28 protein-coding genes are annotated in these 25,260 nt (G+C 39.1%); all 28 read right to left on the bottom strand.

The annotated features are described in order from the left end of the window. Positions 1-82 precede the first annotated feature (82 nt). The 28 genes from ACLHDF_RS11850 to prfA all read right to left on the bottom strand — a co-directional run bounded on the left by ACLHDF_RS11850 (position 83) and on the right by prfA (position 25,224). The gene (locus ACLHDF_RS11850) at positions 83-913 is read right to left on the bottom strand and encodes a peptidoglycan DD-metalloendopeptidase family protein (protein ID WP_413919033.1); all 831 of its coding nucleotides are present in this window, start codon (positions 911-913) and stop codon (positions 83-85) included. A 161-nt stretch (positions 914-1,074) separates the two neighbouring features. Continuing rightward, positions 1,075-2,097, bottom strand: a complete 1,023-nt coding sequence (gene spoIID, locus ACLHDF_RS11845) for a stage II sporulation protein D (protein WP_413919032.1) — start codon at positions 2,095-2,097, stop codon at positions 1,075-1,077. 162 nt (positions 2,098-2,259) lie between these two features. Beyond that, positions 2,260-3,564 carry a UDP-N-acetylglucosamine 1-carboxyvinyltransferase gene (murA, locus tag ACLHDF_RS11840; protein ID WP_013059795.1) on the bottom strand — a complete coding sequence of 435 codons (1,305 nt, stop codon included), beginning with the start codon at positions 3,562-3,564 and terminating at the stop codon, positions 2,260-2,262. Between the two features lie 31 nt (positions 3,565-3,595). Beyond that, entirely contained in the window at positions 3,596-4,336 is a 741-nt protein-coding gene (locus ACLHDF_RS11835; protein WP_413919031.1) for a YwmB family TATA-box binding protein, read from the bottom strand. Positions 4,337-4,497: 161 nt separating this feature from the next. Continuing rightward, positions 4,498-4,734 (bottom strand): DUF1146 family protein, encoded by a 237-nt coding sequence (locus tag ACLHDF_RS11830; RefSeq protein ID WP_042991814.1) that lies wholly within the window; start codon positions 4,732-4,734, stop codon positions 4,498-4,500. A 275-nt stretch (positions 4,735-5,009) separates the two neighbouring features. Continuing rightward, complete coding sequence (locus ACLHDF_RS11825) at positions 5,010-5,414, bottom strand: F0F1 ATP synthase subunit epsilon (RefSeq protein WP_413919030.1); 405 nt, start codon at positions 5,412-5,414, stop codon at positions 5,010-5,012. A gap of 26 nt (positions 5,415-5,440) precedes the next feature. Further along, positions 5,441-6,862: a F0F1 ATP synthase subunit beta gene (gene atpD, locus ACLHDF_RS11820; protein ID WP_413919029.1), complete on the bottom strand. Its 1,422-nt coding sequence runs from the start codon at positions 6,860-6,862 to the stop codon at positions 5,441-5,443. A 36-nt stretch (positions 6,863-6,898) separates the two neighbouring features. Beyond that, positions 6,899-7,756 (bottom strand): F0F1 ATP synthase subunit gamma, encoded by an 858-nt coding sequence (locus ACLHDF_RS11815; RefSeq protein WP_413919028.1) that lies wholly within the window; start codon positions 7,754-7,756, stop codon positions 6,899-6,901. A gap of 105 nt (positions 7,757-7,861) precedes the next feature. Next, entirely contained in the window at positions 7,862-9,370 is a 1,509-nt protein-coding gene (gene atpA, locus ACLHDF_RS11810; protein ID WP_144646106.1) for a F0F1 ATP synthase subunit alpha, read from the bottom strand. Positions 9,371-9,385: 15 nt separating this feature from the next. Further along, complete coding sequence (locus ACLHDF_RS11805; protein WP_413919027.1) at positions 9,386-9,931, bottom strand: F0F1 ATP synthase subunit delta; 546 nt, start codon at positions 9,929-9,931, stop codon at positions 9,386-9,388. After that, on the bottom strand, positions 9,928-10,446 hold the full coding sequence (locus tag ACLHDF_RS11800; RefSeq protein ID WP_013085463.1) for a F0F1 ATP synthase subunit B: 519 nt from the start codon (positions 10,444-10,446) through the stop codon (positions 9,928-9,930). Before ACLHDF_RS11800 ends, ACLHDF_RS11805 begins: the two co-directional genes overlap by 4 nt. 102 nt (positions 10,447-10,548) lie before the next feature. Continuing rightward, positions 10,549-10,761 carry a F0F1 ATP synthase subunit C gene (gene atpE / locus ACLHDF_RS11795; RefSeq protein ID WP_013059804.1) on the bottom strand — a complete coding sequence of 71 codons (213 nt, stop codon included), beginning with the start codon at positions 10,759-10,761 and terminating at the stop codon, positions 10,549-10,551. A gap of 90 nt (positions 10,762-10,851) precedes the next feature. Beyond that, complete coding sequence (atpB, locus tag ACLHDF_RS11790) at positions 10,852-11,562, bottom strand: F0F1 ATP synthase subunit A (RefSeq protein ID WP_413919026.1); 711 nt, start codon at positions 11,560-11,562, stop codon at positions 10,852-10,854. An 18-nt stretch (positions 11,563-11,580) separates the two neighbouring features. Next, positions 11,581-11,952, bottom strand: coding sequence for an ATP synthase subunit I (locus ACLHDF_RS11785; protein ID WP_013059806.1), 372 nt, complete (start codon positions 11,950-11,952; stop codon positions 11,581-11,583). 6 nt (positions 11,953-11,958) lie between these two features. Then, on the bottom strand, positions 11,959-12,180 hold the full coding sequence (locus ACLHDF_RS11780) for an AtpZ/AtpI family protein (protein ID WP_013085464.1): 222 nt from the start codon (positions 12,178-12,180) through the stop codon (positions 11,959-11,961). A 297-nt stretch (positions 12,181-12,477) separates the two neighbouring features. Then, positions 12,478-14,670, bottom strand: coding sequence for a S8 family serine peptidase (locus ACLHDF_RS11775; protein ID WP_413919025.1), 2,193 nt, complete (start codon positions 14,668-14,670; stop codon positions 12,478-12,480). A gap of 67 nt (positions 14,671-14,737) precedes the next feature. After that, positions 14,738-15,889, bottom strand: coding sequence for a non-hydrolyzing UDP-N-acetylglucosamine 2-epimerase (gene wecB / locus ACLHDF_RS11770; protein WP_413919024.1), 1,152 nt, complete (start codon positions 15,887-15,889; stop codon positions 14,738-14,740). 22 nt (positions 15,890-15,911) lie between these two features. Continuing rightward, positions 15,912-16,541 (bottom strand): uracil phosphoribosyltransferase, encoded by a 630-nt coding sequence (upp, locus tag ACLHDF_RS11765; RefSeq protein ID WP_013059810.1) that lies wholly within the window; start codon positions 16,539-16,541, stop codon positions 15,912-15,914. Between the two features lie 213 nt (positions 16,542-16,754). Beyond that, entirely contained in the window at positions 16,755-17,999 is a 1,245-nt protein-coding gene (glyA, locus tag ACLHDF_RS11760; protein ID WP_413919023.1) for a serine hydroxymethyltransferase, read from the bottom strand. Between the two features lie 117 nt (positions 18,000-18,116). Next, on the bottom strand, positions 18,117-18,668 hold the full coding sequence (locus ACLHDF_RS11755; protein WP_413919022.1) for a TIGR01440 family protein: 552 nt from the start codon (positions 18,666-18,668) through the stop codon (positions 18,117-18,119). Positions 18,669-18,703: 35 nt separating this feature from the next. After that, on the bottom strand, positions 18,704-19,165 hold the full coding sequence (gene rpiB / locus ACLHDF_RS11750; protein ID WP_413919021.1) for a ribose 5-phosphate isomerase B: 462 nt from the start codon (positions 19,163-19,165) through the stop codon (positions 18,704-18,706). 74 nt (positions 19,166-19,239) lie between these two features. Then, the gene (locus ACLHDF_RS11745; RefSeq protein ID WP_413919020.1) at positions 19,240-19,668 is read right to left on the bottom strand and encodes a low molecular weight protein arginine phosphatase; all 429 of its coding nucleotides are present in this window, start codon (positions 19,666-19,668) and stop codon (positions 19,240-19,242) included. 230 nt (positions 19,669-19,898) lie between these two features. Then, positions 19,899-20,459, bottom strand: a complete 561-nt coding sequence (locus ACLHDF_RS11740; protein WP_413919019.1) for a manganese efflux pump MntP family protein — start codon at positions 20,457-20,459, stop codon at positions 19,899-19,901. Positions 20,460-20,526: 67 nt separating this feature from the next. Further along, positions 20,527-21,567, bottom strand: coding sequence for an L-threonylcarbamoyladenylate synthase (locus ACLHDF_RS11735; RefSeq protein WP_413919018.1), 1,041 nt, complete (start codon positions 21,565-21,567; stop codon positions 20,527-20,529). Between the two features lie 192 nt (positions 21,568-21,759). Next, a complete protein-coding gene (locus tag ACLHDF_RS11730; RefSeq protein ID WP_413919017.1) occupies positions 21,760-22,206 on the bottom strand; it encodes a GNAT family N-acetyltransferase in 447 nt (148 codons plus the stop codon). Positions 22,207-22,291: 85 nt separating this feature from the next. Further along, complete coding sequence (spoIIR, locus tag ACLHDF_RS11725) at positions 22,292-23,185, bottom strand: stage II sporulation protein R (protein WP_413919016.1); 894 nt, start codon at positions 23,183-23,185, stop codon at positions 22,292-22,294. A 120-nt stretch (positions 23,186-23,305) separates the two neighbouring features. Continuing rightward, positions 23,306-24,157, bottom strand: a complete 852-nt coding sequence (prmC, locus tag ACLHDF_RS11720; protein ID WP_413919015.1) for a peptide chain release factor N(5)-glutamine methyltransferase — start codon at positions 24,155-24,157, stop codon at positions 23,306-23,308. Further along, positions 24,157-25,224, bottom strand: coding sequence for a peptide chain release factor 1 (gene prfA / locus ACLHDF_RS11715; protein ID WP_413919014.1), 1,068 nt, complete (start codon positions 25,222-25,224; stop codon positions 24,157-24,159). Before prfA ends, prmC begins: the two co-directional genes overlap by 1 nt. Positions 25,225-25,260 lie beyond the last annotated feature (36 nt).

Raw genomic sequence — 25,260 nt, 5'->3', positions numbered from 1 at the left:
ATAATGCATCTCATTTTAGAAAATTTCACAAAAAAAAGAAGCTCGGTTTCACCTAGCTTCTTTTCGTATTTATGGTCTTGCCTTATGCATTTGGTTTAGACGTATCTGTTGAAGGTTGTTTTGAGTCTTTATCTTCTTTAGTCTTTTCATCAGATGATTTTTCGCTATCCTTTGATTCTTCAGAAGAAGAGTCGTCTTTTGGTTCTGCTACTTCAGCTGCTTTTACCTCTTTAATAGAACTAACAGATTTCCCAAAATAACTGCTTGGATTAATCGCTACACCATCTTTACGAACTTCAAAGTGCACATGTGTTTTTGCTTCTTGATTATATAAGCTTTTTCCAGCTTTTGCGATTGTTTGGCCTTGTTTAACAATATCTCCTACTTCTACATCAGCTTTTTCAAGAGATTGATACTGTGTTACTAAACCATCTTTGTGGTCAACTTCTACTACATAACCAAGTAAAGGATCTTTTGTTGCTTTTGTTACTGTACCGCTAGCTGCTGCTACAACATCAAATGATTTATCTCCCTTAACAGCTAAGTCAACACCTGTGTTTGGATGATACGTATTGTTGTAGAAAACTAGTGCTTCTTCTTGCTGTTTTTCAGACGCTTGGTCGTCATAGAAAGGCTTTTTCACGATAGCAGATGCTTCACTAGCAACTGGCATTTTTAAATTTTCAAGCGAAGCATTTACCTCTACAGCGTCGTCTCGATAAGTCGTACCGTCTTGGCTATAGCCGCTTTTGTCTTCTTTGCTAATATCATTTCCATTAGCTTGAAACCAAAGGACTGCTGTAAGAATAATTGCTGCACTCGCTAAATAGATAGCCGGGAATACCCAACGCTTTCTAACTAATTTTTGAACTTTCGATTTTGGAGAAGTACGTTTCTTTTCTTCCTCTCTCATATATCATCACCTCAGCAATCAGTCTGAACACAATTGAGTGAATATATACGCAGCAATAAAAAAATTTTTTCGATTATTTTTCAACAAATGAATCTAAAATATACATTTTATTTAAAAAAAGCGAAAAACATAAAAAAGACCCTGCTGTAAGGGTCTTTGAATTAGCGTTTAGCTGTCAATTGTGCAACAAACTGATCGTTAGGGGTGATCGCAACACCTGTATAATAATGAGTCACAATATCTTTATATGTTTTTCCTTCAAGTGCCATGCCATTTGCTCCGTACTGACTCATCCCAATACCATGCCCATATCCTTTTGTATTGATGATAATTTCATTACCTTTTTTTATCCAATGAAAGTCGGCTGACGATAACCCTAGTTTTTCGCGGACATCTTTTCCCGACAGTTCTTTACCATTTATCTTGACGTAATCTACGCGTTGACCTGGGGTTCTAGAGACAATTTCACCTACTGATCCACTGCTTGTTAATTTCACTCCAAGCCTCTGTTCAAAGTTAGCAACAGACATTACTTTTTGATTTGTAAATTCAGGAGACTTTTTATCCCATGGACTAGCTACACTTTTTAGATACGGTATAGAATTCTTCCAATACGCTTCTGAATTTTCAGTATAACCATTGCTGGTAGAAAAGAACGTAGCGTTAATTGGCTTATTTTTGTACGTAAGAATTTGACCTTGAGTGTCCTTCACTGCTTCTTGAATTTTTTTGATTTTCCAATCATAGTCTTTGTTCCATCTGCTTCTTAGCTCATCTTTATTTAAATACACTTGGTACTCTACGGTATCCGTCACGTCCGCTCCTTGAGGAAGGTGACTATTTCCTTTCATCATCGTTTGCACAATATAGGTTCTGGCTGCCAAACTTTGAGCCTTGAGTGCTTCAAGTTCAAAAGTAGCGGGCATTTCAGCAGCCACTACCCCTACCAGATAGTCTTCGAGCGGCAGTTTTTCTACTTTTTTCGTTTCCGTACGATAAACACTGACGTCAAGAGGAGACGCTGTCACTTTTTGTAGTTTTTCGGTTTTTGGGGTCTGTTTGACATTTTCATATAGCTTTCCATCTGTCTTTTCAATAAAAGGAACAACGAGCAGTGTTGGAATAAGTAACACAACGAAAAAAAAGATGACTCCTAGTACGACAATTGGCTTTGCTTGTTTCATGAACGCCTAGCCTCCATATCTATTAGTTTGACAAGGAACACCTATATCCTTATATTCCATATGTATGGAGGTGGACAACCTTTTATGACAGCAAACCGGCCATAAGGGTCGTCCAACGACAAAAAAAGCATCTCGTCATGAGATGCTTTTTTTATGACATATTTACTTAACGTCTGAAGCCTGTTGAGTTTGTTCTACTTGCTTTGTTTCGTCATTTACACGTTCAATATCAGCGCCTAAAGCTGCTAATTTATTGTGGAAATTTACATAACCACGATCAAGGTGTTTTAATTCCGTTACACGTGTATAGCCATCTGCTACAAGTCCTGCCAATGTTAACGCTGCTGCTGCACGAAGATCTGTTGCCGCTACTTCAGCACCTTGTAGTTGAGAAGGTCCGTTAATAATAACAGAGCGTCCCTCAATTTTAATATCAGCGTTCATACGACGAAACTCTTCTACGTGCATAAAACGGTTTTCAAAAACAGTTTCTGTAATCATACTTGTGCCTTCTGCTGCTAATAATAATGCCATCATTTGAGACTGCATATCCGTAGGGAACCCTGGATGAGGCATTGTTTTAATATCTACTGATTTTAGCTTTTCAGGGCCTACAACACGTAAGCCGTCGCCTTCTTCAGTAATTTCAACACCCATTTCTTCCATTTTAGCAACAAGTGAGCTGATGTGCTCTGCTACTGCACCGCGTACAAGTACGTTTCCACCTGTAATAGCTGCTGCTACCATGAATGTTCCAGCTTCGATGCGATCTGGAATAATTGCATGTTCTGCACCATATAATTTATTAACACCCTCAATACGGATCGTACCAGTTCCTGCACCGCGAACTTTAGCACCCATTGCGTTTAAGAAGTTTGCTAAATCGACAATCTCAGGTTCTTTTGCTACGTTTTCCATAATTGTAGTGCCTTCCGCTAATGCTGCTGCCATCATAATATTTTCTGTAGCACCTACACTTGGGAAGTCTAAATAAATTTTAGCACCTTTTAGTCTTCCTTCAACTTTTGCATCAATAAAACCATTTCCTACTTGAACTTTAGCACCCATTGCTTCAAAGCCTTTAAGATGCTGATCAATCGGTCTTGATCCAATCGCACATCCGCCAGGTAAAGCTACACGAGCCTCACCTGTACGCGCTAATAAAGGACCCATTACAAGTACTGAAGCGCGCATTTTTCTTACATATTCAAAAGGTGCATCTGTTTTCAACTCTCTTGATGCATCTACAACTACACGATTTGTTTCAAAATCTACTTCTGCATTCAGATGTCTTAAAACTTCGCCAATCGTAAATACATCGGAGAGAGCTGGTACATCATTTAGAATTGTTTTTCCTTCACTAGCTAATAAGGTTGCAGTGATAATAGGTAAAACGGCGTTTTTTGCTCCTTCAACTTTAACTGTACCGCTTAATCTATTTCCACCGCGGACGATGATTTTTTCCAAGGTATTCCCCTCCGCGTCCATTTTCTCTATATTAATATTCAGACGTAATGATAGGTGTGCCAACAACTATGGTTGTTTGACCGCCCATTCTTGTCTTGCGTAATGCAATTTGTAAGTTCATTTCCTGCTTTTTCGTTTGAAGAGCTTCTTTCCACAGTCCAGTATATGCTGAGACAGAGGTAAATGACTCTTCCACTAGAGATTCCACTGGTTTAGCATTGAAAGCTCGTAATAGGTCTTGAATTTCAACAGACAAAACACTTTCCATCTTATCATTGATTTCCCCTGTTGCACAAGAGAAAATTATGGGTTCCGATAGGAAAATTTTTTCATAATTTGTCTGAAATACATTTTGAAAATGGGTCATATTTTTTTCTTTTAAACCTTGTCCCGTTACATGATACGATATGTACGCATTGCTGTGTTCATCGATCGCATAAGTTAACAGAATGACTTCGTTCACATCTTCACTTTTACGTGTACCTATTGCTTTCCATAGGTCTCTTTCCCTCTTCACTTCCCATTTAAAACCTCTAAAATTACTTTTAATACTTTTCGCTTGCGAATAAAAGGTTTTTTGGTCAGTAACAGCTTTTACTTCTTCTCTTGCATACAACGATACTTCAGTTAACGAAACATGCTGCTTATTTAAGGTGTGAACAATCTTCTCAATAGTAGTTTCATTGTTTTGGGCATTGCTCACATAACTTCCATGATATACGAATAAGCCAGTAATGAAAATAGCCAAAAAGACACTAATTTTTCCAAACATTTCGCCACTCCCTCTCCGTACTCATCAGTCTTTCCAGAAGCCGATGATACATACATGAAAAGGGTCGTCATATTTAGACATAGCAACATACATTACCGTATAAATTCGTATGTTTTTCAATAAATGAACGCCTATTTTATAATAGATTCATAGCTTGTCAATCATTGAAAAAATGTGGGAATGCGCTGTGACCAAAATAAATAATCCAAAAAGAAATTACTTACTGTTGATGAAATCGTAATGGTCAATAAAATAAGCATTAATTTTGCTTGAAACACATGATTAGGTTTCATCAGTTTTTCAATTTGAAAGCCTTGCAAAGCATACCAAGTAATCACAATAAAAATCAAATGTGAAATCATGGTTAGTAACGTTTGCTGTTCAATTCCTCCAAACAATAAAAGCACTCCTTTTAAACGCCATATGAAAAGAAGAGACGATCATCGTCTCTTCTTTTCATATTAAAGCACACTTATGCAAATTCGTAAACGGTAACATGAAAAACATTTATTTTATTCCCTATTATAAGATCATTTTCCATTATTGAGCAACATAAAGAAAAGAGATGCACTGAATTAAATGCGCTATATAATAACCGATAAATGCTATTTGTTCTTCTCCTTTTATCTAATAGAGCAAAAAAAGCCCTCTCATCCGTTTGAGAGGGCTTTTTTTAGAACTTACGTTGACTAATATCTAAACGATTGATTGCCCGTTTCAAGGCGATTTCAGCACGCTTAACATCAACGTCGTCTTGTTTGCTATCAAGGCGCATTTCAGCGCGCTTTTTCGCTTCTTCTGCACGAGCTACGTCAATCTCTTCAGCTGTTTCGGCAGCTTGTGCAAGAATTGTTACTTTGTCAGGTCTTACTTCAAGAAATCCTCCGCTAACAGCCACAAGTTTTGTACTGCTTGCTTTCTTCAAGCGGACGGCTCCAATTTGTAAAGGAGCAACCATCGGAATATGGCCATGTAAAATACCAAGCTCACCGCTCTGTGCTCGGGTACTTACCATTTCCACTTCTGATTCGTAAACTGGGCCATCAGGAGTCACTACACTGACATGGATTGTCTTCATTTAAAAAACCTCCTATGTCCCTTAAATTAAACTTCTACTCCCATACGTTTCGCATTTTCAATAACTTCTTCAATGCGACCAACTAAACGGAACGCATCTTCAGGTAAATGATCGTATTTACCTTCTAAGATCTCTTTAAATCCTTTAACAGTTTCTTTTACAGGAACGTAAGAACCTTTTTGGCCTGTAAATTGTTCTGCTACGTGGAAGTTTTGAGACAAGAAGAATTGAACGCGACGAGCGCGTTGTACAACAAGTTTATCTTCATCAGATAACTCATCCATACCTAGGATTGCAATGATATCTTGTAACTCTTTATAACGCTGTAACGTTTGTTGAACTTGACGCGCAATTGCATAGTGCTCTTCTCCAACAATTTCAGGAGATAAAGCGCGAGATGTAGATGCTAATGGATCTACCGCAGGGTAAATACCCATCTCTGATAATTTACGCTCTAAGTTTGTTGTTGCATCTAAGTGAGCAAATGTTGTCGCTGGAGCTGGATCCGTATAGTCATCGGCTGGTACGTAAATCGCTTGAATCGATGTTACAGAACCTACGCTTGTTGACGTGATACGCTCTTGAAGCTGACCCATTTCTGTCGCTAATGTTGGCTGATAACCTACTGCTGATGGCATACGGCCAAGTAATGCTGATACTTCTGAACCCGCTTGTGTGAAACGGAAGATATTGTCGATAAAGAATAATACGTCTTGACCTTGTTCGTCACGGAAGTATTCTGCCATTGTTAATCCTGTTAATGCAACACGCTGACGTGCACCAGGTGGCTCATTCATTTGTCCAAATACCATAGCCGTCTTCTTAATAACGCCAGAATCTGTCATTTCATGGTATAAGTCATTACCTTCACGCGTACGCTCACCTACACCAGCAAATACCGAAATACCGCCGTGCTCTTGAGCAATGTTATTGATTAATTCTTGAATTAATACTGTTTTACCTACACCGGCACCACCGAATAGACCGATTTTTCCACCTTTAATGTAAGGAGCTAATAAGTCTACTACTTTAATACCTGTTTCAAGAATTTCAGCTTGTGTAGATAGGTTTTCGAACTTTGGTGCTTGACGGTGGATTGGATCACGACGTGCGCCTTCATCGATTGGCGCGTCTAAGTCAATTTTTTCACCTAATACGTTAAATACACGACCTAACGTAACGTCACCAACTGGTACTGAGATTGGTGCACCTGTATCTTCTACTTCTAATCCACGAACTAAGCCGTCAGTGGATGACATTGCTACTGTACGAACTGTGTTATCACCTAAGTGAATCGCAACTTCTAATGTTAATTCGATTGCAACTTCACTCGCACTGCTCGGTTTATGTGAAATTTTAAGGGCGTTATAAATTGCCGGAAGGTGTCCGTTGTCAAACTTTACGTCTACAACTGGACCCATGATTTGAGTAACGCGTCCTTTTGTCATCGTGTTCCCTCCTAACTTGCTTTTCCATTAAACTTTCTATTCTAACGCTGCCGCTCCGCCAACAATTTCCGTAATTTCCTGGGTGATTGCCGCTTGACGTGCACGGTTATATGACAATGTAAGATTATTGATAAGATCTTTTGCGTTGTCTGTTGCACTCTTCATTGCTGTCATACGAGCAGCATGCTCACTTGCTTTTCCATCAAGCAAACCGCCGTAAATTAAACTCTCTGCATACTGAGGAAGTAATACTTCTAAAATCTCTTCTTGTGATGGTTCAAATTCATAACCAACAAGTTTACCAGAAGGTTGAAGATCTGTTAGAGGCAATAGCTTCTTCTCCGTCACTTCTTGTGAAATTGTATTGATAAAGTGATTATAGTATAAGTAAAGTTCATCAAACGTACCGTCCGCAAACATTTGAACTGTTTGTGAAGCGATCCCTTGAATATCAGCAAAAGCTGGCTGATCTGCTAGGCCTGTGATTTCAAGCAAAACCGGAATACCGCGTTTTACGAAGAAATCTCTCCCTACTCGTCCAATTGCAATCACACCGTATTCGTCAGGTGATTGATGGCGTTTTTCAATAGCTTGAGATACTTTTCGCAAAATATTACTATTATATGCTCCTGCTAGACCACGATCTGAAGTGATTACAATATAACCAGTCTTCTTCACGCTGCGTGCAGTTAACATTGGATGTGAAGCGCCTCTGCTTCCTAGGGCTACGCTTGAGACTACCTCTTGAATTTTTTCCATATATGGAACAAACGATTTTGCATTTTGTTCCGCTCTATTCAGCTTTGCAGCTGAAACCATTTCCATTGCTTTCGTAATCTGGCTCGTTTTTTTCGTCGATGTGATTCGAGTTTGTATATCACGTAATGATGCCAAAGGTTTCACCACCTTGTTTTAGAAGATCACGTGGTATGAAAGGTGAACAAATGTTCACCTTCACCTTATTGAAAGATTGTCTTAACATACCATGCTGACAATATATTATTCAGATGCAATAAATGTTTTCTTGAATTCTTCAAGCGCTGATTCAAATACGCCAGCTTCAGGAAGGCCACCAGTTGTACGGATTGATTCAAGTACTTCTTTACGGTTTGATTCTAACCATGTTAAGTACTCGTCTTCAAAGCGTGTAATATCTGATACTGGAACATCATCTAAGAAACCTTTTGTTAATGCGTAAAGTACAGCTACTTGTTTTTCTACGCGAAGCGGTTTGTGTAAACCTTGTTTTAAGATTTCAACTGTACGCGCTCCTCGGTTTAATTTTGCTTGAGTTGCTTGGTCAAGATCAGAACCGAATTGAGCAAACGATTCAAGCTCACGATAAGATGCAAGGTCTAGACGCAGTGTACCTGCTACCTTTTTCATAGCTTTAATTTGTGCAGATCCTCCTACACGTGATACAGAAAGACCTGCATTAATCGCAGGACGTACGCCTGAGAAGAATAAATCTGACTGTAAGAAAATTTGTCCGTCTGTAATCGAAATTACGTTTGTTGGGATATAAGCAGATACGTCTCCTGCTTGCGTTTCAATAAATGGAAGAGCTGTTAATGAACCTCCACCTTTTGCGTCCGATAACTTTGCCGCACGCTCTAGTAAACGAGAGTGCAGATAGAATACATCCCCTGGATACGCTTCACGACCTGGAGGACGACGTAATAGTAATGAAAGTTCACGGTAAGCTGATGCTTGTTTTGTTAAGTCATCATAAATAACAAGTACGTGCTTACCGTTATACATAAACTCTTCACCCATTGTTACTCCAGCGTATGGTGCTAAGAATAATAGTGGAGCTGGTTGTGAAGCTGATGCTGTTACAACGATTGTGTAATCTAGAGCACCGTGTTTACGTAATGTCTCTACTACGTTACGAACTGTTGATTCTTTTTGGCCAATCGCTACATAGATACATACCATATCTTGATCTTTTTGGTTTAAGATTGTATCGATTGCTACCGATGTTTTACCCGTTTGACGGTCACCGATAATTAACTCACGCTGTCCACGACCGATCGGCACAAGTGCGTCAATCGCCTTGATACCTGTTTGAAGCGGCTCATGTACTGATTTACGATCCATAACGCCCGGTGCAGCACCTTCAATTGGACGTGTTTTTGTTGTTTCTACTGGGCCTAAGCCGTCTACTGGCTGACCTAATGAGTTAACAACACGACCGATTAATTGCTCCCCTACTGGAACTTCCATGATGCGTCCTGTACGACGAACTTCGTCACCTTCACGAATTCCCGTATATGGTCCTAAAATAATGATACCTACATTGTTTTCTTCTAAGTTTTGTGCCATTCCCATAACACCATTTGAAAATTCAACCAGTTCTCCAGCCATGACATTGTCGAGGCCATGAGCACGTGCGATACCATCCCCAACTTGGATAACAGTACCTACATCACTCACTTTAATCTCAGACTGATAGTTTTCAATTTGCTGCTTGATCAGCGCACTAATTTCTTCAGCTTTGATGCTCATGAATTTCACCCCTATCTACGATCTGTGTGCAAGAAGTCCCCGGTGGATCGTTTCTAATTTGCTGCTAATGCTGCCGTCATAGATACGATTGCCAATGCGAAGCTTCACGCCGCCGATTAGGCTTTTATCTACTATATTTGAAATATTTAACGTATGTTTTCCAACTTTTGAAGCAAATGATTGAGAAATTGCTCTTTTCTCATCTGCACTTAAAGGTTTGACAGAGTAAACAGTTGCATCTGCCACACCACGCACTTCATTTGCTAGGAAACGGTATTCTTGTACCATTTGGCTAACAATTTGAATGCGGTGACGCTCTAATAACAAAAGAACCGTATGTTGAACAGTTGGTGAAAGTTCAGCAAATGCCTCACTTACAAACTGTTTTTTTCGCTCAATTGTAATTTTTGGATGAGTTAATACATCCATTAATTCAGGTGTTTTAGCAAACACCTCTTCAACGATTTGTAGCTGTTCTTGCATTTCATCGATCATCTGTTTTTCTGTTGCTAATTGAAAAAGAGCTAGAGCATAGCGCTTCGCTACAGCTGGTTGACTCATCGTACATCCCCTACCTCTTGGATATACTCATGAATTAACTTCTCTTGATCTTGTTCAGAAAGTTCTTTTTCAATAACTTTCGACGCAATTAAAACAGATAATGAAGCAACTTGCTCACGTAACGCAGCAACCGCTTGATCTTTTTGCTGTTCGATTTCTTGTTTTGCTGCAGCTTTTAGACGCTCAGACTCTTCGCGTGCTGCTGCAATAATTTCTTCTTTTTTATCTTCTGCAGACTTTCTAGCGTTTTCCATCATTACTTGCACTTCTTGACGAGATTGCTTTAAGATTTCACGCTGCTCTTCAACAAGCTTCTTCGCTTCCTCATTTTGCTTTTCTGCTTCATCAATCTCACCGGCAATATGCTCTTCACGTTTTTTCATGATTCCCATTACAGGACCAAACGCGAATTTTTGAAGTAACGCAAGTAGGATAAGGAACATCACTAATTGGAAAAGAATATCTCCACCATTAATGCCTGCTGCTCCTAACACAAACATGTTCGACACGGCCATGTTCACTCCCTTCAGAGACTCCACATATATAATTTACTTATTAAAGACATAAAGTAATGGCGAAGGTTCTTTTGAATGATCTTCGCCACATGTAACACATTATTATTTACCTTGTACCATGAATGCAATAACTACGGCGATAATTGGAAGCGCCTCAACTAAGGCAACCCCAACGAACATCATTGAAGTTAATGTACCACGTGCTTCTGGTTGGCGAGCTGTGCCTTCAATCGTCTTAGAAACGATAAGACCGTTACCAATACCAGCACCTAGTGCCGCTAAACCAATCGCAATTGCAGATGCTATTAAACCCATTTTATAAAGTCCTCCCTTAATATATATGATTTTGTTTAACTAAGTTTTGTTTTGTCCAAATTGGGTATTACTTGAACAAAGCTTTATAAATTAATGGTCGCTACTCACTTTGTGAGATAAATAAACCATCGTTAACATTGTGAAAATGAAGGCCTGAATTGCGCCTACAAAAATACTGAATCCTTGCCATAAAAGCATTGGAATAGCTGCCCCAATTGTACCTAGGACACCTGTTGTTGCCAAACCAGCTAGCAAGCTTAATAAAATTTCTCCAGCATAAATATTACCGTAAAGACGAAGGCCAAGCGTTAACGTATTGGCAAACTCCTCGATAATCTTAAGCGGGAATAAAAATGCCATCGGCTTGAAGTAATCTTTCGTGTATGCAGAGAAACCTCGCATTTTAATACCATAATAATGTGATAGTACAACTACCATAACGGCTAATGTCAGCGTAATTGCTGGATCAGCGGTCGGCGATTTCCACCATAAGTTATGGTCAATCACGATGGCAAATGGAAGCCCCAACATATTTGACACAAAAATGTACATAAGTAAAGTTACACCTAGCGTCAAAAAGCGGCCACCTGTTTTCCAATCCATATTGCTATTAACGAGGCCTTTAACAAAATCTAAGACCCATTCAATAAAGTTTTGTGCACCGCTTGGCTTCATAGCAAGAGTACGAGTACATAAAACTGCAATTAAGAATACAATAACAGAAGCTACGGTAACCATAAGCAAGTTACTTTGACTAAAAGTAAGGCCTAGAAACTCTATAGTTGGTGATTCATGACCCAACTGTGTTCACCTCTCTTTCTATCTTCTACGCATATTTTGAACAACTAAATCTATGATAATGACAACATAATACGTCATTAATCCCACAACTACACTAATAATATGAAAGGTTTTTGGATAAGAGATGGTAATCACAACTGCGAGAGCAGCTGTTGCAAATCTTACAACAGTCCCAATTGAACGGGGCTTTTTCCCCTCATCCAACGCCTGTCCAAACTGCTCAAACTTTCTTACTAAGTTCCACAAATTATACAAACTCAGGGCGGTTCCTAAAATTAAACCTGCAAAAACAGCCTTATAACTTGTAAATCCCCAGCCGAGAACGTATAATGCTAACAAATACAATATGTATGAACGAAGTCTTGGAAAAACGTGCTGCAAATCCTGCATGAATTATTAATCTCCTGAAAAAAAATGGTGGACTGTCCGCAGCATCATAAAAACACCTGCTGCTAGCCCTGAAAGAAGGCCTAAAATTAAAAATAGTGGTTCGGTGTCAAGCCATTGATCAGCCCATCTTCCAGAGAATAAGCCAATTAAGACTGAACCTGCTAACTGTGATAGAATGATTGACACTAATGCCATCGCTTGCAAAGGATGACGGTTGCGATCTTTCATAAGCTCATACCCCTTTTGCAAAATTTTCTTTTTTCCGAATTCTCTATCGTTTTCATAGCTCAATATATGATAGAAAGGCAAAAAAAATTGCTAAAAAAGGTAAAAACAGCTAATAAAATGCGCAGAAATATCAACGGTTTTCACAGGTTGAAAACCTTATCATTTATATTCCCTGTAAGCATACAATAGCGTATATTTAATGTCAATGTGTTTAAGCTAAAAACTTCACAATCTATTCTTATTGTTCACATTTCTGCCACACATAAAACCTCTTCAAATGAAAACATTTAAAGAGGTTCATTCAATCGTTATTGTACTGTGTACAACCTGCTCTTGTCTATGCTTTTTCACAAATGCAAATATTTGGTACGCTCCCGGTACAAGCGATTCATCAATCGTTATTTTTCGTTTTCTCATGCCTCTTTCTACATCAACGTCAACATCTAAATACGATACAAACTGTAAAGACTGCTTATCAAAAAGAGCAACGCCTAATTCATCTGCTCCTTCAGGCAAAAACAGCTCATAGCTATATGTATTCTTCTCTTTTTCCGCTGCTACTTGCAGCCCCATGACCCGAGGATAATCTGGAACCCTGACCATATACATATAAGGAAGCGAAAATGTTTCACGTGAATCATTTATTTCCAAATAACCGTCATATATACCTTTATTTCTAAAACGTGGTTGCACCGATAGAGTGACAGCTATTTTTTTTGTTTGATGGGGTGGTACCGTGACGGGCAATGGGATATCCCAGTTTACTCCTTCATCTCTTTTCGGAACGTTTAAGCGGTACGTTTTTGTTTTATCAGACTGGTTATCAATTTTAAAGGATAAGACTTTCTTTAATGGACGCGTAAAAATACCGAAAGATAAAGAAGATGGATAGAATAAAGATTCTGCTGTGACGGCTTTTGCTATTTGAATTCTTCCGGCGCCTTGTTCGTATACGCGATACGTTTGACCATTTAATTGTTGCATCACTTTACTTGTGTTCATCAATGAAGCTTTGACCTGTTCGGGGGACCAGTTGGGATGAGCTTGTAAAATAAGTGCGCATGCTCCAGCTACATGGGGTGCAGCCATACTTGTACCATGCATGCGCTCATATCCTCCAGGCACTGTACTGTTAATGAAGTAACCAGGTGCGACGACGTCCGGCTTTATTTCCCAAGTGGTCGTTACCGGCCCTCTTGAGCTGAAAGATGTGAGTAAGTCTTGTACCACTTGCTTGCCAGTGTGTAAGTACGGTTGTTGGGACTGAATGTATTGATTAATGGTATCACCGCTTTTTTTACTTACCCATATCACTGGAATATTTACTGACTCTTTTAGTTTATCGATTATGCTTTTTTCGGTCGGACTATATAAAATAACGGCTTTTGCTCCTACCTGTTCAGCTTGTTTAATCTTTTTTTCAACCGTATTTCCTTCTGCTTTTAGCAAAATGACGTTACCCGATGCAAACTTTTGCTCCTTGAAGGATTCTTCATTTATTACACGCAGCGTTTGATTAAACGTCCATGGACGCGCCCCTTCCACTGGCGCCATCATGATTTTCTCTTTGTTAAATCCTATTGTTAGAAATTGAACTGTGGTCGGGGAAACAGAGGCACCAACGGAAATAGCTTTTCCTGCTGTACCTGGAGAGCCCACGGTCCATAAACCTGGTCCTGAATTACCGCTAGATGTCACCGTTACAATTCCTTTTTCAACAGCCCGATCTAACGCTAAGCTTGTTGGTAAATCAGGGCCATTCACATCATTTCCTAATGATAAATTAATAATATCTACATCATCTTGAATTGCTTTTTCGATAGCTAGAATAACACTTTCAGACGTCCCAGCTCCTCCAGGTCCAAGAGCTCGGTATGCGTAGATTTCTGCTTCCGGTGCCACACCTTTAATATTTCCATTTGCTGCAATAATACCAGCTACATGAGTTCCATGTAGCGTAGGTTCTCCTTGTTCACGAGTTGTTTCCATCGGCTCATAATCTTCATCTATTACATCATACCCTCCCTTGTAGGTTTGTTTTAAATCAGGATGAGAATAATCAATGCCCGTATCAATGACGCCTACTTTGATTCCTTTTCCTGTTAAGCGCTGATTATGAGTATCAAACAGACTTCTGACCTGTTCTGAGCCAATGAATGTTACGCTATCTTCTTCTGTAACCTGATAGTTTTTAATAGAATGTGAACTAATAATAGATGGATTCTGAGATAGTTTTTCCAAATCCGAAATGGAGCCTTTTAACGAGAATCCTGTAAACACCGTGTGAAATTCGCTTTCAATCTTTATATTAGGATAATTTTTTTGCAGCTGACTTTTAAATTTCGTAAACTTTTCTTTTTCAATCATCACAATTACTGATTTTTGCTGGTAATTCATTTCTTGTTTTATAGAAGGAAATGACGGATTAAGCTGAGTATACCCTCCCCCACTTCCCAATATAAGACTGATCATTAGCCATTTCATCCACATAAAAAAACACCTCTCACACTATCGTGTCTCAAAGAGACACTTTTCATGTGAAAGGTGTTTAGAAATCTTACGAAAGCGGATTAAAAGCTTCCGGTTTATTTTCACGACGGTTGAAATAGTAGCTAATAGCATCACAAATGCGTTTAGAAGCTAAGCCGTCCCCGTAAGGATTTGATGCTTGTGACATTTGCTTATATACGTCTTCACCTATTAACAGCTCTTTTGCCATCGTATAAATTGTTTCTTCTTCCGTTCCCGCTAGTTTAAGCGTTCCTGCTTCAATTCCTTCCGGTCGCTCTGTTGTATCGCGAAGAACCAATACAGGTACACCTAATGAAGGAGCTTCCTCTTGAACACCGCCCGAATCTGTCAAAATAATATGAGCACGCTCAGCGAAGTTATGGAAGTCAATTACATCTAACGGTTCAATTAGATGAATACGCGGATCATTTCCTAGGATATCGTTTGCTGTTTCTCTAACTACCGGATTCAAATGAACGGGATACACAACCTGCACATCTTCATGTTCATCCACAATACGTTTAACAGCACGGAACATATTTTTCATTGGTTCGCCTAAATTCTCGCGGCGATGTGCCGTTAATAAAACGAGACGATCATCTCCCAATTTTGTCAACACTTCATGCTCATATGTCTCTTTTACTGTTGTTTTTAACGCATCGATAGCTGTGTTTCCAGTTACAAAGATTCGCTCTTCTTTTTTATTCTCTGCTTGCAAATTAGCTGCAGACTTCTCTGTTGGAGCAAAGTGCAAATCAGCGAGAACGCCTGTAAGCTGGCGGTTCATTTCTTCCGGATACGGAGAATATTTATTCCATGTGCGCAAACCTGCTTCAACATGTCCAACCTGAATTTGATTATAAAAAGCTGCTAAACCGGCAATAAACGTCGTAGTTGTATCACCGTGTACAAGTACGATGTCCGGCTTTACTTTTTTCATTACGTCGTCCAAACCTTCTAACCCTCTCGTCGTTACGTCCATAAGAGTTTGGCGATCCTTCATAATGTTAAGGTCATAGTCAGGCTGAATGTCAAAAATGCTCAATACTTGATCTAACATTTCACGGTGCTGAGCCGTTACCGTAACAATCGCTTCGAACTCCTCTGGACGCTTTTTAAGCTCTAACACTAGAGGAGCCATTTTAATTGCTTCTGGTCTTGTTCCGAATATCGTCATTACTTTAATTGGCTGCTTCATGTTCATCACCCGAATCTACAAATTATTTTGTACCGAATAAACGATCGCCTGCATCACCTAAACCCGGAACAATGTATCCATGGTCATTTAATTTCTCATCTAATGCTGCAATGTAAATATCTACGTCAGGATGTGCTTCTTTTACGATTTCCACACCTTCAGGAGCAGCAATTAAACACATAAATTTAATGTTCTTAGCGCCTCTTTTTTTAAGAGAGTTGATTGCTTCTACAGCTGACCCTCCTGTTGCAAGCATAGGATCTACTACAATAAAGTCACGCTCTTCTACATCATTAGGTAGCTTTACATAATATTCAACAGGCTGTAATGTTTCTGGATCACGATATAAGCCGACATGTCCAACTTTAGCAGCTGGCATTAGTTTTAAAAATCCATCTACCATGCCGATACCAGCACGAAGAATCGGAACGATACCAAGCTTTTTCCCTGCAATAACTTTTGACTTTGTTTTGCAAACCGGTGTTTCAATTTCAACATCTTCTAGCGGTAAATCACGTGTCGCTTCAAAAGCCATTAAGCTTGCCACTTCATCAACTAGTTCACGAAACTCTTTCGTTCCCGTTTTTACATCGCGTATGTAAGTTAATTTGTGTTGAATAAGCGGGTGATCAAATACGTATACTTTGCCCATTGATATCTCTCCTTATATATAAAGATGTACACATTAAAATACCATTCAACGAATTGAATGGTACGTACTAGTAAAAACATATCTCTTGCTAATTAAATTTATACATTGCATTCATTTTACAGAAAAAAGTTTTTGAGTTCAAGCATTATTCAAAAAATGATTGAATCGCTGCCATCTTCTCCACAAAAAAACAGGCACAAAGGCCTGTCTCTCTTAAAGTGATTTATACATTTCAAACTTGCTTGTTAAAGCTTCAACGCGTGTTTTAGCTTCAGCTAACTTTTCTTCGTCTTCGATATTTTTAAGCGTTAACCCGATGATAGAAGCAATTTCATCCATCTCTTCTAGGCCAAACCCGCGTGTTGTAACCGCAGCTGTACCGATGCGGATACCGCTTGTTACAAATGGACTTTGCTCATCATAAGGAATTGTATTTTTGTTTGTTGTAATACCTACATCGTCAAGTGCTTTTTCAGCTACTTTACCTGTCAAGTTCATTGAGCTTACGTCAATTAACACAAGGTGATTGTCTGTTCCTTCAGATACAAGAGCAAATCCTTCTTTCTTTAACCCTTCTGCTAAACGATTAGCATTGTCGATGATATTTTGAGCATAGTGCTTAAATTCATCTTGTAATGCTTCACCAAATGCTACTGCTTTTGCAGCGATAACGTGCATTAATGGACCACCTTGAATACCAGGGAAAATTGACTTATCAATCTTTTTCGCAAATTCTTCTTTACATAAAATCATACCACCGCGTGGTCCGCGTAGTGTTTTATGTGTTGTAGTTGTAACGAAATGAGCATGTGGCACAGGATTTTGATGAAGCCCTGCAGCTACTAAACCAGCAATGTGAGCCATGTCTACCATTAAATAAGCGCCTACTTCATCAGCGATTTCACGGAAACGCTTGAAGTCGATTGCACGTGGATATGCGCTTGCACCAGCCACAATTAATTTTGGTTTATGCGTACGAGCTTTTTCTAATACATCATCGTAGTTAATGCGGTGTGTTTCACGATCTACACCATATTCGATGAAATTGTACTGAACACCACTAAAGTTAACAGGACTTCCGTGCGTTAAGTGACCGCCGTGTGATAAATTCATACCAAGTACTGTATCTCCAGGCTCTAAAACAGTGAAGTATACAGCCATGTTTGCTTGTGCGCCTGAGTGAGGTTGAACGTTCACGTGCTCTGCTCCGAAAATTTCTTTTGCACGATCACGAGCTAAATCTTCTACCACGTCCACGTGTTCACAACCGCCGTAGTAACGTTTAGCTGGATAGCCTTCAGCATATTTATTTGTTAAAACTGAGCCTTGTGCCTCCATTACCGCTGTTGTTACAAAGTTTTCTGAAGCAATTAGCTCAATCTTAGTACGTTGTCTTTGTAATTCATCCTTGATCGCATTATAAACTGCTGGATCTTGTTGCATTAGTTGTTTCTCCATCAAAACCCTCTCCTCGTTTCGTATTCGCAATGTTCGTTATTTGTTAATTCAACTACATTGTAACATGATTTATTTAGAATAAAAAAGAAAAAATGTGTATTATTTTAATATATTTAATTACGAAAGTTCGTAAAACGCTCTCATTCCACCAATTAGTTTTGGACGCGTCTTTGCTAAAGTAATATGAGCGTGTCCAACTGCGTTTAACGTACAACGAACGGGTACTGCAACATGCTTTAAATGCATGCCAATGAATGTATCTCCAATATCAATTCCAGCATCAGCTTTAATAAACTCTACTAAAACGGGATCTTCCAATTGGCCATAGGCCTGTGTAGCCATCGCTCCACCTGCCTTATGAATAGGAACAACACCAACTATTTCTAAACGCTCTTTGCGAGCTAATTCTCTTTCTACTACTAGTGCCCGATTGAGATGTTCACAACATTGAAATGCTAAGTGGACACCTGTTTTTTTCCGAAAATTTGCTAGGGTCTCAAAAATCATTTCTGCAACTTCCATTGCACCTGCAGTTCCTATTTTTTCACCAATTACCTCGCTTGTACTGCATCCAATGACAAGTGTATGTTCTGAAGACAACTGCACTTGTGCTGAAAAATCAGATAAAACTGTTTCTAACTGCTCTTTCCATTTTGTAAGTTCAGACACGTTTTTCTTCCTTTCTTTCATTGAATACGTTCACATTATACAGTTACGATTACATCGCTTTGCTGCTCATACTGTTTAATTTTATTCACGCGATTTTCATGTCGCCCGCCTTCAAAATCTGTCGTCAACCAAATTTTTGCAACTTCACGTGCAAGTCCAGGACCAATGACACGTTCACCCATTGCTAAAATATTGCTATCATTATGTTCTCTTGTCGCTTTTGCACTGAATGTATCATGCACTAAAGCACAGCGAATTCCTTTTACTTTATTAGCTGCTATACTCATACCGATTCCTGTTCCACAAATAAGAATACCTCGACTCACTTCTTGGCTCGCCACTTTTTGAGCCACAGGAAGGGCATAATCCGGATAGTCTACAGACGCTGAGCATTCGCACCCTAAATCCACATATTCAATATTTAATTCTTCCATTAGAGAGATAATTTCCTGTCGTAAATTTATACCACCGTGGTCAGATGCAATAGCTACTTTCATCTTTGTTTCCTCCTCATACATACCTTCGCCTTATATTTCTGTTCACTTAAGCAAATAAAAATTTATGGGACCTTTTATAATTTGTCGACTATTTTGTTAATCATACGCTCTAGCTCTTCTAAAGTCTGTTCGTACGTCTGTAATGATCCACCAAACGGATCGGATACTTCTCCTTGCTCTTCGGCAAATTCTTTTAGTGTAAATAACTTATTACTTACGTATGGAGCTTGGTTTAAAATCAGCATTTTATGCTGCTCCGTCATCGTAAAAATATAAGTAGCCCACATCAATTGTTCTTCCGTTAATGCTGCCGAAGCATGAGAACAAGCTATGCCTTTCTGATGAAGGGCAACTTGTGCATGGACAGAAGCTTCACTTCCATTTGAAGCAAATACACCTGCAGACTTCACGTTTATTCCATCTATCTCTTTAGCTTTTAGCAACGCTTCTGCCATAGGGCTGCGGCACGTGTTTCCTGTACATACAAATAAGATGTTTTTCAAGATACACCCTCCCTTGCTTTGACTATGTTCGACTATGTTGATATTCCACCCTATTGTATCTCTATTGCTTGCATAAATCCAGTTAGCTTTTCTAGGTATTTTTTATCCATTGTCCTGTCATTCACCTCGAAAAAACGACTTCGCTTTCCTTCTTTTATCATTGCAATCCAAAAGAAGCAAAAAAAGACCATAACCTGCATGGTTATGATCCTTTACCTATTTATATATAGTTAAAAAGGTAATAATAATTTAATTCCAAAAGCTAATAAAATGCTCCCGCCCAGTGCCTCACTATATGAACCAAGCCAGCCTTGTACTCTTCTACCAAATAGCAGTCCTAACCAAGTTAAGAGCATACTCACTACACCAAAGACAATAATGGTTAAAAACGTCCTTGCCCCAAAAATACCTAAGCTAAGTCCCACAGAAAAACTATCTAGACTCACACTGAGCGCAAAAAATAGCAGTCCAAAGCCAACTGGTTTGATAAATGGTGTTTCTTCATGCTTAAAGGAGGAATAAATCATCTGCGCCCCAAGAATCAGCAGTAAAATTCCACCGCCATAGGTAGCAAACATTCCAAGTTTATCAGATAAAAGTCGTCCAATAAACATGCCTAATAGCGGCATCCAAATATGAAATACACCGATAACAACGCCAATGTAGAAAATTTGGCGAAAGCGTAAACGAATTAACCCCATTCCCAAACCAACTGAGAAAGCATCCATTCCTAAAGCAAACGCCATAATGACTAACGTAATCATTTCACTAATTAACTGAGATACATTCATCTTTACCCTCCTCGGACGTGCTCCTATTTCAAAATATGCACATTCGAAAAGGTTTAGAAGATGAATTTTATTGCTTAACCACGTGATGTCCTGCAGCTTTCATTAATCGATTCATAACGGCATGACCGACTCCTTCTTCAGAAAAACTTTCGCTAACGATAATATCTACATCGCACTCATTAAATGAACGAAGCGAATCGTATAAGTGGCTAGCAACCGTCTCTAGATTTAAGCGAGAACCACATGTAATAACAGCATCTGCTTTATATGTATCTTCATGTTCAGATGTTGTTAACACTCCGACTCGCTTACCCTGATCTTTATAGCGATCAATAACAGATTGGAAAAAATCTGAACTGCCGTCAACAATGACAAGCGGTGCATCAGGTGCGTAATGCGTATATTTCATACCTGGAGATTTTGGCGCTTTTTTATCACTTATTAACGCTTGATCTACTTTTACGGGACCAATTACATTTTCCAGATCTTTCTGAGTAATGCCGCCCGGACGTAAAATGACAGGAATATCTTCGGTACAATCAAGGACAGTCGACTCTACTCCTACCCCTGTCGCTCCTCCATCTACAACTCCGCTAATACGCCCTTCTAAATCATTCATCACATGATGAGCTAAAGTAGGACTTGGCTTACCGGAAAGGTTTGCACTAGGAGCTGCGATAGGCAAAGCCACTTTTTTTAACAATGCCAGAGCTACCGGATGTGAGGGCATTCTCACTGCAATGCTGTTTAAACCAGCCGTCACCTTATCTGAAACTCGATCTTTTTTAGGTAATATCACTGTAAGAGGACCCGGCCAAAAGGCATCGATAACTTTCTCTGCTTTTGAAGGAATTGACTCTACAAATGTATGAAGCTGCTCTTTATCTCCAATATGAACAATAAGAGGATTATCACTAGGGCGTCCTTTCGCTGCAAAAATTTTATCCACAGCTTTATCTGATGTTGCATCTCCTCCTAGTCCATAAACTGTCTCTGTAGGAAAAGCAACCACTTCGTGATTGCGCAGCAAATCTGCTGCTTCTTCTATCTGTGGATAAATATCTTTCTCGTCCGTAAAATTATCCACAACCCATAACTTGGTTTCCATCTTCTTCAACTCCTTCTTCTTTCTATATCTAGGTTTTTTTTACTTTAAAAGTACAATATGTATCAAAAATAGTAAAATACATGTATTCATTATATCAACAAACAACCTTTATCCACAAAATGTGGATAAAGGTTATGTTTTTGTGAATAACATTGTGGATACCACATTAAAATGGTTTATCCACATTTTCTTTTAACTAGCTGCATAAAACAGCACGTAGACATCCTGAGGGTCTGATAACTGTTTTAAATAAGAATGTTCTTTTAACAAATCAGGTAGTGCACTGTAAGATGTTTGCTGAAAATTCATCATTTGAAAAAAATGTAGAGAAGATGCTTTATTTGTTAGTAAATATAGTTGCTTTACGCCATGCTTTTGAGCCAGCTGGACGATACTTTTAAATAACAGCAAAATATCAGATTGCATTAAAGAAGGTGACACCACAAGGGAGCGGAGAATTCCATCCATACCTTCTTTTTCAAATCCAACTGTTGCTAGCAACTCGCCTTCTTCATTTTCCATTATGACAAACTGATGAATATGCTCTTCTACGCCTGCTGTACTGATACCCGCTTTTTGTAAAAACTGTTTAATTCGAATATAATCATTTTCACTGGCAATTTTTAATTGCTCTCTCATTTTAATCACCTCAACTTGTTTTCTAGTAACAAATCTATGAGATGGTTAAAAAAAGTAGAACTGAATTTTATTTTTAATGATTCTATTAATTAAATACTGACGATACCCATTCTACTACAAAAAACTTAACTTCTACAGAATCTTCTTTTGATTTCGAAGCAGCTTTTTTCTTAGATGAAACAGACTTTTCAGCTTCCTTGCTTTCCTTTTTTTCAACCTTAGCGCTTGTTTCTTCCTTTACTGTGTCGCTTGTATCTTTTGCAGCTACCTCTTTAGAAGATACTGTTGCTTGAGAAGGTTCCTCAGCTTTCTGCTCAATAGAATCTGATGTAATAGTTGCAGATTGAATTTCTGTTTTCACTGCTAACTCTTTACTTTCAGCCGATTTATCATCTGTTTTTTCTGCAGGTTTTGATGCAGAGTCTGCTGGTTTCTCTTTTTCTTCCTTTGGTTCTCCTTCAGATGGTTCTGGCGCCTTTACTGCTTCACCGTTTGAGAAATCTAAGAAACATAAAGGAGGAAATAACACACACCACCAGTTCGCTCCCTCTCCTTTGCCAAGGGTAATAAGCACTGCTTCATACTCACCTGCTGGATATAAAAACTGACCGTACAACTTAGTAGGGAACTCTACTTTTCCGAATTTCACATGAACAGATTCATTTACGCCTTCTTCTTTTAGCACTTCTTTCGCAATTGTCTCAAGCGCCGGCAAATTTTCTTTAATTTTTTCTCGAGCTACAGCTACAGACGTTAAATCTTTTACCCATTCTGTAATTTGTTCGTTCACGCGGTCACGAATCAGACGTTTTACATACTGATCTTTTTCATCGTCACTGTTTGCTAGAATGCGCAGTCGAATTGCCTCGTCCGGAATGACTGCCGGCTGATCTGCCTGCACTTGATCGTGTGTATATATAAGTTGAGCATTTGCTCCAATAATTAATAAAATAAAATAAATAATAGCATATTTCTTCATTTCGGCCACCGCCCTTTCATAGGAACAGTATGGCCGAAAGCAAGATATCTTAAACTAGTAATTTAGTAAAAAATACATGATTTTCAAAAATCAAAGGGAACATCATTCCCTCTGATTCTTTTAGTTCCCACGAAGTTGTGCAAATACCATTCGATCTTTTCCATTGATATCATATACACATTCTACAAAAGCTGTCGGAAACGTTTTTTGCAGCATCTCGGCTACATCTTTTGTCTGTCCAGCCCCAACTTCAAATCCAATGATACTCTTTGACTTCGTCACGTATGGCAGCTCTTCCATAAAACGTCGATAAAAATCCAGACCATCTTTCCCGCCAAAAAGAGCTCGGTTTGGCTCATGATCTTTTACCACTGTGGATAGTTCATCATCTGCTGGAATATAAGGGGGGTTAGACACGATTACATCAAATTTCTCATTTAATGATAGGAATGGTTGTAATAAATCTCCCTGTATAAACTTTACAGAAGCGTCGAGATTTTGGGCATTTTCCTTGGCTACGCTTAGAGATTCTATAGCTATATCTGTTGCTGTAACATTAACGCTGTCAAGCTCAAGTGCTAAAGTAATAGCAATTGCCCCACTTCCCGTTCCAATATCTACGAGCTCGATAGGCCGATGTTGAAATTCTTTTTTTATTCGAGAAATCATTCCGTATACTAACTCTTCTGTTTCAGGCCTCGGAATTAATACATGTTCGTTTACAATAAATGAACGTCCGTAAAATTCTTCTGTCCCGATTAGATATTGCACAGGTATACCTGCTTTGTGAGCATGGACATCTTGTTCAAATCTTTTTAAGGTTTCTTCTTCTAGTTCTTCCTGCAGAGCTCCTAGCAAATGAGTTCTCGTCATCTGTAAGTGGTGGCGAAGCAAGAGTTCTCCCGCGTTTTCATCTCGCTTTGCCTCTTTCAAAAAAGAAGAAGCCCACTTAAGGGCTTCAAATACTTTCATTAGTTCGAATCTTCCATTCGGCGCGCTTGGTCTTCCATTACTAATGCATCGATGATTTCATCAAGCTTGCCTTCTAAGATTTGATCTAGCTTTTGAATCGTTAGACCAATACGGTGGTCCGTTACGCGATTTTGCGGGAAATTATACGTACGGATACGCTCAGAGCGATCTCCTGATCCAACTGCTTGTTTGCGCGTTGCATCGTACTCTGCTTGTGCTTCTCGCTGAAACTTATCGTACACGCGAGCACGCAATACTTTCATTGCCTTTTCTTTATTTTTAATCTGAGACTTTTCATCTTGACATGATACCACTGTATTTGTTGGTAAATGCGTTAAACGAACGGCTGACATCGTCGTATTAACACTTTGGCCTCCAGGTCCACTTGAAGCAAATGTATCTACACGGATATCTTTTTCATGAATGTCCACTTCGACTTCTTCCGCTTCAGGAAGACATGCCACCGTTGCTGTAGATGTATGAATACGACCGCCTGATTCAGTTTCAGGAACTCGTTGAACACGGTGTGCACCGTTTTCGAATTTCATCTTGGAGTACGCACCTTTACCATTAATCATAAAGATGATTTCTTTATAACCACCTACTCCAGTAGTCGTTGCTTCCATTACTTCTGTTTTCCAGCCTTGTGATTCAGCATAGCGAGAATACATGCGGTACAAATTAGCTGCAAATAATGCTGCTTCATCTCCACCAGCTGCTCCACGAACCTCCATGATTACGTTTTTATCATCGTTTGGATCTTTTGGAATTAATAAAATACGTAGCTTTTCCACTAGCTCTTCTTGCTGCGTTTCTAACTCGGCAATTTCTTCCTTTACCATGTCACGCATATCAGCATCAAGCTTATCTTCAAGCATTGTTTTCGCTTCCGATAACTGCTCTTTTACATCTTTGTATTCCTGATAAGCAGCTACCGTTTGTTGTATATCTGATTGTTCCTTCGAATATTCTCTCAACTTAGAGGGGTTGTTTACGATCTCAGGGTCACTCAGAAGTTCGTTTAACTTCTCATAGCGCGCCTCTACCGCTTCTAAACGATCAAACACGTCATTCACCTCATTCTTTATCCATAACATTGTAAT

Source organism: Priestia megaterium (assembly GCF_046599315.1).
GTDB lineage: Bacteria > Bacillota > Bacilli > Bacillales > Bacillaceae_H > Priestia > Priestia megaterium_F.
Note: the sequence above shows the minus strand (reverse complement) of the source record. Positions and strands in the feature narration are given on the sequence as shown.